The sequence below is a fragment of the Mangrovimonas futianensis genome, assembly GCF_021245805.1.
Lineage (GTDB): Bacteria > Bacteroidota > Bacteroidia > Flavobacteriales > Flavobacteriaceae > Mangrovimonas > Mangrovimonas futianensis.
Window position 1 is genome coordinate 222111 of the sequence record NZ_JAJJNF010000002.1, and the last position, 12594, is coordinate 234704.

The 12594-nt window shown below is 36.1% G+C and carries 9 protein-coding genes; 7 read left to right on the forward strand and 2 right to left on the reverse strand.

Annotation, left to right across the window (positions count from 1 at the left end):
- Positions 1-67: 67 nt before the first annotated feature.
- Positions 68-4399, forward strand: a complete 4332-nt coding sequence (locus tag LOK78_RS03760) for a T9SS type A sorting domain-containing protein (protein WP_232633749.1) — start codon at positions 68-70, stop codon at positions 4397-4399.
- A 15-nt stretch (positions 4400-4414) separates the two neighbouring features.
- Positions 4415-6904 carry a T9SS type A sorting domain-containing protein gene (locus LOK78_RS03765; protein WP_232633751.1) on the forward strand — a complete coding sequence of 830 codons (2490 nt, stop codon included), beginning with the start codon at positions 4415-4417 and terminating at the stop codon, positions 6902-6904.
- A gap of 34 nt (positions 6905-6938) precedes the next feature.
- Here LOK78_RS03765 and LOK78_RS03770 read toward each other — a convergent pair whose 3' ends face one another.
- The gene (locus LOK78_RS03770; RefSeq protein WP_166956926.1) at positions 6939-7580 is read right to left on the reverse strand and encodes a ribonuclease H1 domain-containing protein; all 642 of its coding nucleotides are present in this window, start codon (positions 7578-7580) and stop codon (positions 6939-6941) included.
- A complete protein-coding gene (gene purN / locus LOK78_RS03775; protein WP_166956924.1) occupies positions 7573-8139 on the reverse strand; it encodes a phosphoribosylglycinamide formyltransferase in 567 nt (188 codons plus the stop codon). The genes LOK78_RS03770 and purN overlap by 8 nt, the downstream gene beginning before the upstream one ends.
- 182 nt (positions 8140-8321) lie before the next feature.
- On the opposite strand from purN, the gene LOK78_RS03780 reads away from it, so the two are divergent.
- From LOK78_RS03780 to pyk, 5 genes are all read left to right on the forward strand, one after another.
- A complete protein-coding gene (locus LOK78_RS03780) occupies positions 8322-8555 on the forward strand; it encodes an acyl carrier protein (protein ID WP_053970874.1) in 234 nt (77 codons plus the stop codon).
- A 10-nt stretch (positions 8556-8565) separates the two neighbouring features.
- Positions 8566-9816: a beta-ketoacyl-ACP synthase II gene (fabF, locus tag LOK78_RS03785; protein WP_053970873.1), complete on the forward strand. Its 1251-nt coding sequence runs from the start codon at positions 8566-8568 to the stop codon at positions 9814-9816.
- Positions 9817-9824: 8 nt separating this feature from the next.
- Positions 9825-10565 carry a ribonuclease III gene (gene rnc / locus LOK78_RS03790; protein WP_053970872.1) on the forward strand — a complete coding sequence of 247 codons (741 nt, stop codon included), beginning with the start codon at positions 9825-9827 and terminating at the stop codon, positions 10563-10565.
- Positions 10566-10670: 105 nt separating this feature from the next.
- Complete coding sequence (locus LOK78_RS03795) at positions 10671-11159, forward strand: IPExxxVDY family protein (protein WP_166956920.1); 489 nt, start codon at positions 10671-10673, stop codon at positions 11157-11159.
- Entirely contained in the window at positions 11159-12592 is a 1434-nt protein-coding gene (gene pyk / locus LOK78_RS03800) for a pyruvate kinase (protein WP_053970870.1), read from the forward strand. The genes LOK78_RS03795 and pyk overlap by 1 nt, the downstream gene beginning before the upstream one ends.
- Positions 12593-12594: the final 2 nt, after the last annotated feature.

Genomic DNA, 12594 nt, shown 5'->3' on the forward strand with positions numbered 1-12594 from the left:
TTATTACGTATTTTATTAGGACTTTTTCATCTCTACTTTTGTGGCGATTCTACTCAATTTATCAGACATGAAAAAAAAACCTACTTTAATTTTTTCGTTTTTTCTATTCACCCTATTGGGTTTTTCACAAACTGAAACATTAACACCTAATGGTGGTTTAACGAGTAATGATATTACCTATATTAATTTTACAGACCCTAATCCAAGAACAAGATCTCTGGCTACAGCAATACTTCCTTTATTAAGCAGCGGCGCAACAGAAGTGCAATTTGTTTTAAAAGGAGGAGATGGAGGAGCAGCTACTTGGGATGGAGCATTTGTAGATTTAGGTGCAGATGGTGGGCAAGGAGCAACATTGTATTTTACCTTACCAATTACTCCTGAAAATGAAGGGCAACTAATTACCTTTTATCAAGGTAAACACGGAGAAAGCTACTCACACGGCTTATTAGCTAGTGGTGGTGGTGGTGGCTCTACAGGTGTTAGGATTGGTAATAATGTTATAGCAGTAGCCTCAGGCGGTGGCGGTGGATGCGCTACTGAAATTATACAATCAGCAGGATTAGGTGCAGGTGAATCTTCTAATGACGGAATTGAACTCTACTGTTATAGTGGGAATAGTTCTATAAATGCATCTGGTTACGGTCGTTCTATTTATATCTTTGATGTTATCTCTTTGTCCGATGGTAGTATAACTAACTATTTTATTGGAAATGGCGGAGGAGGTGGCTTTAATGCTAATAATATAAGCACTTCTTATGTAAACCGTTTGAGTACTCAAGGAAAGGCTTTTGAAGAAGGTGGTTTTGGTGGTTATAATGTTACAGATACTTATATGTGGGGAGAAAATTGTGATTATTTAATGCCCAATCCATTTCTTGTATATGGCTGTGATGCTATAACAGGGACAGATGCTAGTGCTGGCGGTGCCGGATTTAGTGGTGGAGGAGCAGGAGGTGTTTGGTATGATGGTCTCTCTACAGGTACTGTTTGTGGTGGTACTAATAGATTTGCTGGTGGTGGCGGTGGCGCAGGCTATGGCGGTGGCGGTGGCGGTGGGAATCATTCTGGAGGTGGAGGTGGAAGATCCTATACGCATCCAAATATGCTTAATGATTTTGTGATTAGTGGTACTACAACAGATTCGCCTGAAAATGGTTATGTCTCTTACCAGGTCATTTACGATACTCAAAACCCTAATGCGGTTTGCCAAGACACAAGTGTGACATTAGGTTATGGAAATTATTATACGGGCATAGCTGGGCAGATTAGTTTAGGACAAGGTATTCCAGGACAAGCAACGCTAAGTCCTAATGCAATTGATGGTGGCTCAACCGACAATACGGCTATATCTAGTATTTCTGCTTCTCAATTAGAATTTACTTGTGATAATTTAGGGACTAATGCTATTACGCTTACTGTTACAGATTCTATGGGATTAACAGACACTTGCACAGCAACGGTTACGGTTATTGATGACCATGCCCCAGGGCTTACTACAGAATCACATAACTTAATCTCTTCCCCAACTTTTGGGCTAATCGATTTAGGTAATAGTGCGTCTATGACTATTAATCCACCTGTGCTTACATTTGTAGATAATTGCGCGGTGTATAGCCCAAGTATACAACAAGCACAATCCTTTACCGTAACTTGTAGTGATATTGGGCAAACCATAACAAAAGAGGTTAAAGCTTCTGATACCTCAGGTAACGAACGTACTTTTTATCTCAACTATACCATTACAGCTACCCCAACCGCTTTTGGACATGATATTATCAGATGGTTAGACAACACAGGGCAGGTTACCATAACACCACAAGATGTTATAGATACAGGTACTTTTAGTGATTGCTTTATATACAGCCTTGATAAAACAACGTTTAGTTGTCAAGATGTCGGTGAGAATGCGGTTACCTTAACAGTTACAAATACGCTTACTAATGAGTCAGATAGTGTTACTGTTACGGTAATAATTGAACCTTTTTCTTTGTATACAACAACGCTTTATGTAGATGCTAATTCACCAACCGAAACAGGTAATGGGTATTCTTGGAGTGAGGCTTTTAGAAGTTTAGATGAAGCTTTAGAAATACAAAAATGTAGGGTTATAGATGAAATAAAAGTGGCTTCAGGGACTTATTACCCTAGTACAAGTAGAGATTGTGATAACTGCTCGTCAGAACGCGAGTACTACTTTTTAATGAACACCGATTTTGAATTAAGAGGTAGCTACAATCCTGCAACAGGAGAGCAAGATTACAACAATCCTTCGATTTTAAACGGTGATTTAGGTGTCATTGGAGACATGACAGATAATGCGTTTCATGTATTTATGACACAAGGATTAAGCGATCAAGCCATTATAGATGGTTTTGTAATTCAAAACGGAAATGCCAATGGGAGTACCAATATTACAGTGGCATCTTTTTCTAACCCACCTTATCAAGGCAATGGTGGTGGTATCTATAATGATATGTCAAATGCCATTTTTAGTAATATCTTTCTGTATAACAACTCGGCCAATAATGGTGGTGGCGGGATGATTAACTTATATGAGTCACCACAGCTAATTAATATGGTGTTTGCTAATAACCATTCTAACACTAATGGTGGCGGACTTTATAATTATTTTTCTGGTCCAACTATTATAAATAATACCATTTACGGTAATACAGCCATACAAGGTGGTGGCGTATATAATGATCATAATGTTAGTGAAAGTATTGTTACAACATTTTATAATACAGTGTTATATAATAACAGTTCTGATATAACAAACTACTTAACCATTATAAGTGCTAATAGTTCTCATAATTATTCTGAAAATTATACGGGTAATGGTTTTGTCACTCTTACATCAGATCCGTTTATAGATGCTTTCAATTTTATAGGAGATGATTTTATACCAGGAACAATGGATGACGGTTTATTGCCAAGTCTTAGCAGTCCTTTAATAAATGCTGGTGACAATACATACAACACATTAACTACAGATATTACAGGAAATGATAGGTTTAATGAAGGGATTATAGATGTTGGTGCTTACGAATATAACAGTTGCTTTACATATGCGTCAGGTGTAATTTTTGTGGATGTAAACGCTTTGGGAGCTAATAATGGATCTACTTGGACTGACGCTTTTATTTCTTTAGATGATGCACTTATCGAAGCTAAAGCCTGTAATAATGTTTTAGAAATACGTGTGGCTGGCGGAACCTATACACCAACTTCATCTAGAGCATGTACTAATTGTGGTACAGCTAGAGAAACCTATTTTTTAATAGACCAAGATATCATTATTAAGGGAGGTTATAATCCTATAACCGAAATATTTGACGTCAATACGCCAACCATTTTAAGTGGCAATATAGGTGCTAGCTCAAATTCCGACAACACATACCATGTGCTTATTACCCAAAATCTAACAGCAAATGCGGTTATTGATGGCTTTATTATTAATGATGGCAATGCCAATGGAACAGGAAACAATTTTATAAATGCACTACCGCTATTAAAAAATTATGGAGGAGGTATTTATAACATAAACTCTAGCCCAACCTATCAAAATATTGTTGTTTCTAACAATGCATCATCTTTTGCAGGTGGTGGTGTTTATAATCAAAATAACTCTCAGGCAACATTTATCAACGCAATTATTACAGGTAATACTTCGAGTTCTGGAGGTGGAATGCATAATACACAATCTAGCCCAATGCTTATAAATCTTACTGTTGTTGGTAACTCTGCACCAAGTGGAGGTGGTGGTATATTAAATTTTACGTCTGCTTCCCCTTTAATATATAATTCTGTCTTTTATAATAATGGTATAGATATTACCAACTTTAATGGCTCTGTAAACGGTAACAGTTCTCATAACTTTTCGGCTACTTATGGAGGTACTGGTTTTACGGTTCTAAATGCTAACCCATTTGTAGATTATGGAAATGCCATAGGTTATGACGGCTTATGGAAAACTGAAGACGATGGACTTATTCAAACACTAGATGCTATTTTAATAGATGCTGGAAATTCAAACTTTAATCCATTAGGTTTGGATATTAAAGGCGATAATAGATTTTTAGGAAATGCTATTGATGTAGGTGCTTATGAAATTGAAGGCAGTACATTAAACTTAGATGACAATCTTTTCAGTAACGCCAACATTTCTGTATACCCAAATCCAGCTGAAAGTATCATTACCATAAAAAATGATACCCATCAGAAAATAGAAACCTTCGAGCTTTATGATCTTACCGGAAGATTAATTAAAACCATTCGTTTTGGTGAAAACCAAGAATCATATAAGGTAGATTTATCAGAAATAAACCAAAGTACATACATGGTAATTATTACTTCCAAAAACTTTAAAGTGACTAAAATGCTTATTAAAAAATAGAATAAAGTTTGCATTATGAAAAAACTAATCAATTCCAGTTCAGTTGTATTATTAATTAGTATGTTATTTGCGTTCAACGCTTGGGGACAAATCAGCAACCCTTCTTATCCGTTGCAAAGCGCTTTAAATACAAAGCTAGAACAAACAAAAGTTCCGTTAATCAAATTAGAAGATATTGATTTAAAAAAAATAACTGCAGAAGATGTTATTGAAGATGAAAAAAACGAAAAAGCCACTAGATTCGGAATTATTATCCAAACAAATGTAGGCTTTGAAAAAGGTGTTTGGGAAACACTACCAAATGGAGATAGATTATGGAGAGTTCATATAAACCCTCAAAACGCCAAAGCAACTAACCTATATTTTGATGAGTTTTTTATGCCTAATGGCGCAACATTACATGTCTATAACCCTGATAAAACAGAAGTTTTAGGAGGTTTTGGTGCGCATAACAATTCAGAAAAAAACATTTTTTCAACAGCGCTTATTTATGGCGAAGATATTATAGTTGAATATTTTGAGCCAGCAGCTGTAAAAAACCAAGGAAGACTTCATATTTCTGGTGTTAATCATGCGTACAGAATGGTCAATAATCCCAAAGATGCTACAGATTATGGCAATTCTGGTGCTTGTGAAGTTAACGTAAATTGCTCTCCAGAAGGCGATGGTAAAACAGAACAAAGAGATGCATCTGTAAGAATTTTAGTTGTAGAAGGTGGTTCTACGGGATGGTGCTCTGGTACAGTTATGAATAATGCAAATTTTGACTGTACCCCATATTTACTTACAGCACTTCATTGTTTATCAGACAGTAGTGTAAGTGATTTAGCCCAGTGGGTTTTTTATTTTAACTACCAAAGTGCTGATTGTAGTAACGGTATCGAAACAGAAATTCCGGCCCAAACGGTAACAGGTGCTACATTATTGGCAAATTATAATGGTGCAGATTGGGCATTATTAGAGCTTGATAGCAATATTCCAGACTCCTATAATGTGTTTTATTCTGGTTGGGACATATCAGAAAACGATTTTACTGGCGGATATGGTATTCATCACCCAGCAGGAGATATTAAAAAAGTATCTACTTTTAGTGGTACGGTATCTATTATTTCTACACCAGAAGTACAATCTTGTAGAGAAGTATATTGGGATGCGACTACAAATGGTCATGGTGTTACAGAAGGCGGCTCTTCGGGTTCTGGTTTGTTTAATAATAATGGACATCTTATAGGGACGTTATATGGAGGATACTCTTCTTGTTCAAATACTTCAGGCTCTGATTATTATGGCAACATTGCGCATCAAGGAGGTAGCAGTATGACGAGTTTAAACGATTGGCTAAACCCTGATAATTATGATATTACTTCTTTAGATGGGGCTTATTCACCTTGTAATGTAAATAATTCAGAATTATCTAGTATAGACTTTCCTGGAGATAATATTTGTGATATTTTTAACACAATAGGGCCTGTTGTTACCATAGTTAATAAAAGTAGTACACCATTAACATCTTTAATTATTAATTATCAATTTAATTCTGGGGTAATAAATACTTTTAACTGGTCTGGTAGCATAAACCAATATCAATCAGAATCGGTCACTTTGCCAGAGGTTTCAGTGTCAACCGATGGGCTTTTAACATTGCAAGTATTTACAGAAATGCCAAATGGTAGTGCAGATTCTTATCCTGAAAACGATGCTTTAACAATTACTAGTCAACCAAGAACCGTCGTAAGCCTTCCTTATTCCGAAGATTTTCAAGCGGGAAATTTACCAAATAATATGGTAATTTACGCAGTACCTTCAAATGGAACAGATTGGATTTATGATGCCAATGCCAACGCGTTTCAAGATGCCAGTTCAGGATCAAGCATTATGATGGATAATTATAATAATGATACTAGATCTTATGAAAATTTCATAGAAACAGTCGTTGATCTGTCTGCTCAAACAGCTTCTAATCTTTCTTTTGATGTAGCCTATGCTAGATTTAATGAAACTTTTTATGATGGTTTAGAGGTAAGAGTCTCTACAGATTGTGGAGTCACATACACCACACTTTTTTCTGAAAGTGGCTCTACCTTAGCAACTGCACCAGACACATCTGATTTTTTTGTGCCAAATGCCTCACAATGGATTACCAAAACGGTAGATTTGTCTGCTTATGATGGTTCTGATAATCTTCTTATAGCTTTTGTAAATATTGGTGGTTATGGGCAAGCACTTTATTTAGATAATATACTAGTAGAATCTTCAGAAACATTGTCTGTTATAGATGAAACTATAAACCATGAACTGCTGGTATATCCTAATCCAACATCCAACAAATTAACGATTAAAACCAACTATGATATTGATAAAGTAGAACTTTATAATATTCTAGGTAAGAAAATAATGGAAAGTACTAATCTTGAATTAAACCTAAACCCTTTATCTGATGGTGTTTATATATTGCAAATATATTCAGGTGAAACTAAATTGATAAAACGTATTGTGAAGCAATAATAGGTTTGGGGTATAGCCTAATTTTAAAGGAAAGTTATTTTCTGCCAAAATCTGCAGGTATTTCACCCCAAGCTTTCGTTTCCCATTTGACTATCACCGTATGATAAGTGTTGTTTTTCAACCAACTAACAGCTCGATCTACTAGTTCAAATAGGTCTTTGTTCTTTTCAGAACGTTCCAATTTTGTATTACAGGTTTTCTTTTTTACCCAACTTAATGCCGTTCTGGAATCCGTATAGATGATTTTATCACTATTTTTTTTCTTCAATAACGCCAAGCCATGTACAATGGCCAAGAACTCACCTATATTATTGGTGCCTTCAGCAAATGGGCCTTGATGAAAAATACGTTTCTTGGTTTGTGTATCAACACCTTGATATTCCATCTTTCCTGGATTACCACTTGAAGCGGCGTCGACTGATATGGAATTTGTATTGGGCGAACCAATTTTCTTTAATTGGTCGTCTGTCAATGGACTAACAAAGGTCTTTTGTTTCCCAACATAATCTTTATAGTTCCCCTTTAAAGCCTTTTTAGCAGCCTCAAAGGAACCAAAGGACTTGTAGATGGCACCCGGAAAATCTTTAATTTGAGCCTTACAATCCTCCCAAGATTCAAAAACTCCAGTATGCTTCCCTTTCCAAACGGTATAGTATTTTTTCTTTTTCTTACTCATTCAACAGCTTTGCAACAACTTTTGGAAAGTGCTCCATTTCCAACTCATGAATTTTAGCAGCCACATCTTCGGCCGTATCTGTAGACTCAACTTGACATGAGGCCTGAAAAATAATAGCTCCCTCATCATAGTGCTCATTCACGTAATGAATGGTAATCCCGGTTTCTTTTTCTTTATTAGCCACCACAGCTTCATGTACATGCATACCATACATCCCTTTACCCCCAAATTTTGGCAGTAAAGCAGGGTGCACGTTAATCACTTTGTTTGGGAAGGCATGCAACAAGTTTTCAGGGAATTTCCATAAAAATCCAGCCAAAACAACTAAATCTGGTTTAGCATTCTTCAAAAGCTCCAAAACATCATTGGTTTCCACCAGCGCTATACGATTAAAGGACAAAGCACTAACTTTCAATCTTTTACACCTATCAAGCACCTTGGCTTGTGGATTATTAGTTAAAACCAAAACCACAGAAGCATCTTCTCTCTCTTTGAAAAAAGTAATTAAATTTTCGGCATTAGACCCACTACCAGAGGCAAAGATTACAATTCGTTTCATTTATTGTTATGACAGTTGTTACTCAGCAAAAAAAAGAATAAATAATTACAAATAGAATGCAAAAACCGAAATACTTATTGGTTATTTTAGTAAATTTAGAATCACATTTTTAACCCAAAGGTATGTTTTAAAATAAAGTTTTTTATTTTTGCGTCCTAATTAAAACTTAAAATTAAAAGATTATGTCAGACATTGCATCAAGAGTAAAAGCGATTATCGTAGACAAATTAGGTGTAGATGAAAACGAAGTAGTTCCTGAAGCAAGCTTCACTAACGATTTAGGAGCAGATTCATTAGACACTGTGGAATTAATCATGGAGTTCGAAAAAGAATTCGATATTCAAATTCCTGATGATCAAGCTGAAAACATTGCAACAGTAGGTCAAGCTATCTCATACATAGAAGGCGCAAAATAAGTTATTTTTTATGGAAATAAGGCGAGTTGTAGTCACCGGTTTAGGAGCACTTACCCCTATAGGAAATACCAAGGATGAATATTGGGAAGGCCTGAAAAATGGGAAAAGTGGAGCGGCTTCTATTACCTATTTTGACACTGAAAAGTTCAAGACCAAATTCGCTTGTGAAGTAAAAAACTTTAACGTTACCGATTTTATTGACCGTAAAGAAGCTCGGAAAATGGACAAGTTTACGCAATATGCGATGGTCGCTTCTGATGAAGCCATTGCAGATGCGAATTTGGACTTGGACAAAATCAATAAATTGAGGGTTGGTGTTATTTGGGGAGCAGGAATAGGAGGATTGGAAACATTTCAAGATGAAGTTTTAAACTTTGCAGCGGGAGATGGTACTCCGAGATTCAATCCATTCTTTATACCTAAAATGATTGCAGATATTGCACCTGGTAATATTTCCATTAAAAATGGATTTATGGGACCTAATTATACGACGGTTTCAGCCTGTGCTTCTTCTGCAAATGCCATGATTGATGCATTAAACTACATTCGATTGGGCCACTGTGATGTGGTTGTTACCGGAGGTAGTGAAGCTGCTGTTACCATTGCTGGTATGGGCGGATTCAACGCAATGCATGCATTATCTACAAGAAATGAAAGCCCAGAAACGGCTTCACGTCCTTTTGATGCAACCAGAGATGGATTTGTCTTAGGTGAAGGAGCTGGAGCAATCATTCTTGAAGAATATGAACATGCCAAGGCGAGAGGAGCAAAAATATATGCCGAGGTTGTAGGAGGAGGATTATCCTCAGACGCTTATCATATGACAGCACCTCACCCAGACGGTATTGGAGTTGTTGCGGTAATGAAAAATTGTTTGGAAAATGCAGGTCTAAAACCTGAGGATGTTGATCATATCAACACCCACGGAACTTCTACCCCTCTAGGGGATGTGGCTGAATTGAAAGCCATTAAGGAAGTTTTTGGAGACCATGCCAAAAACATTAATATCAATTCTACAAAATCCATGACAGGACACCTGTTAGGTGCTGCAGGAGCCATTGAAGCCATCGCCTCTATTATGGCTATGGAACACAATTTGGTTCCTCCAACCATCAACCATCAAGTTGTAGATGAAAATATTGATCCTGAACTTAATTTAACATTAAATAAAGCACAAGAGAGAAACGTTAAAGTAGCCATGAGCAATACCTTTGGCTTTGGTGGTCATAACGCCTGCGTATTGTTCAAGAAACTTGATTAAAATAGCGAGTGAAAAACATTCGAAACATATTAAATTCCCGTTCCAACAGTGGCGGGAATTTTTTTATTTCTATTCGTAATATTTTAGGATTCAAACCAAAAAACTTAAAATATTTTAAGACGGCCTTCACGCATCGATCCATGAATATCAAGGACGATAAGGGAAATCCTATTAACTATGAACGTTTGGAATTTTTGGGTGATGCCATGTTGAGCGCTGTGATCGCCTCCCACTTATATTTAGAAGTTCCTGGAGGAGACGAAGGCTATTTGACTAAAATGCGCTCTAAGGTTGTAAGTCGTGAACACCTTAACGAATTGGGCAAAGAGCTTAATTTAATTTCCTTGGTAGAGAGTAAAATTCCAAAAGGACAGTTTGGCGACAATATTTATGGCAATTTATTTGAAGCACTTATCGGTGCCATTTTCCTAGATAGGGGTTATAAATACTGCGAAAAATTCATCTATAAAAAAGTCATCATCCCTTATGTTGACATTGAAAAACTTGAAGGTAAGGTCATTAGTTACAAGAGCCTTTTAATTGAGTGGTGTCAAAAGGAAAAGAAAACATTCAATTATGATGTTTATGAAGATACTGGCAATGATGAGATGAAGCATTTTTCAGTGAAACTCTCCATTAACAACAAGGTCGTCTCTAAAGCTAGGGCTACTTCAAAAAAGAAAGCAGAAGAGAAAGCATCCAAACGTGCCTTTTTTGTCTTTCAGAAACAAATATCCAAATCTTTCTAAACAACTGACCCTACAACGTTTTCGTAGAAAATACTTGGGAAGATTAAAGTTCCGTTTACAAAAATAACGGTTAGAAGTGCTATATTTACACCGAATTTTGGTTGTATGGCAATACGTAAGCTAAACCTTGATGATTTTTTCGATGAGATAGAGTATACCTTAATTGGCATTCATACCTCTATTGAAGATTACCGCTTGGTTTACCTGCTAAACAAGGCATTAAACCTTCGTTTAGTAAGAAAACGAGAGGATGTAGATTTTAAAAACAATGCAAGATTTTCATTGTTTGAATGGGAGAATCCTTCTCAAATGACCACCTGGAATGTGGTATCAAACATTTGTAAAGTAGAACTCTCTGATACTAAAAATGATGGTTCAACATTATTTGGTGATGACAAAAAAATAACCAAAACATTTTATTTGATGCCAGAATTTAAAAATGTAAACTATTTCCTTAAAATTTGCGACGATTTCCACCAATTTCAAGTTGATAAACGCATCGTAAACCGAATTCAGGAAATATCCCAAATTTCAACGGCGTATAAAATTGAACCCAACCTAATCAAATCAAAAGACAACTTAATTTTTAATTAATGTTACAACAGAAAAAAACCAAAATAGTTGCGACTTTAGGTCCTGCTACAAGTAGTAAAGAAGTTCTTAAAGGCATGTTAGATGAAGGCGTTAACGTTTTTAGAATTAACTTTTCCCATGCCGATTATAAAGATGTTGAAGAGCGCATTAAAATGATTCGTGAACTCAATGAAGAATACGAATATAATGCCGCTATTTTAGGTGACCTGCAAGGTCCTAAATTGAGAGTTGGTGTGATGAAAGGTGATGTCTTTGTCAAAGAAGGAGATGAAATCATCTTTGCTACCGGTGAGCGCTTTGAAGGCACCAAAGAACGAGTTTACATGACGTATAAAAATTTCCCTCAGGACGCCAAACCCGGTGAAAAAATCCTGTTGGATGATGGGAAATTGATTTTTGAGGTGGTTTCTACAGATGGGGAATCAGAAGTTAAAGCCCGTGTTATTCAAGGAGGACCTTTAAAGTCTAAAAAAGGTGTTAACCTTCCAAATACTAAAATATCGCAACCTGCCTTAACTGAAAAAGATATAGAAGATGCCATTTTTGCTATCAAACAAAAGGTAGATTGGATTGCACTTTCATTTGTAAGACATGCAGAAGACTTAATTCAGCTTCAGGACTTAATTAAAGAACACAGTAGTGAAAAAATTCCTATTGTCGCAAAAATTGAAAAGCCAGAAGCTGTTGAAAATATTGATAAAATTGTAGCCTATTGTGATGGTCTTATGGTAGCAAGAGGGGACTTAGGAGTTGAAATTCCAGCCCAAGAAGTGCCTTTGGTTCAGAAAAAATTGGTGTTAAGAGCTAAACAAGCTAGAATTCCTGTAATCATTGCGACCCAAATGATGGAAACCATGATTTCAAGCTTGACACCTACAAGAGCTGAAGTAAATGATGTTGCCAACTCGGTTATGGATGGGGCTGACGCCGTAATGCTCTCAGGAGAAACTTCGGTTGGACAATATCCTGTTCAGGTTATCAAAACCATGTCTAACATCATAAAAAGTGTTGAAGACTCAGCTTTGATTCAGGTACCGCAATCACCACCACACATCAAAACCAAACGATATATTACTAAATCTGTTTGTTACCATGCAGCTTTGATGGCCAACGAAATTAACGCAAAAGCTATTACCACTTTGACCAATAGTGGTTATACCGCGTTTCAAATTTCTGCTTGGAGACCAAAATCTCATATTTTGGTATACACTTCAAACAAACATATTTTGACACAATTAAGTCTTTTATGGGGTGTTAATGCCTTTTATTATGACAAAATGGTTTCAACAGATAAGACAATTCAAGATGTCAACTTAATAGCCAAGAAAAAAGGATATGTGAAAAAAGGTGACATGGTAATTAGTTTAGCTTCTATGCCTATTCAAGAGAAAGGAATGACTAATACATTACGTATTAGAGAAATTTCAAAATAAAA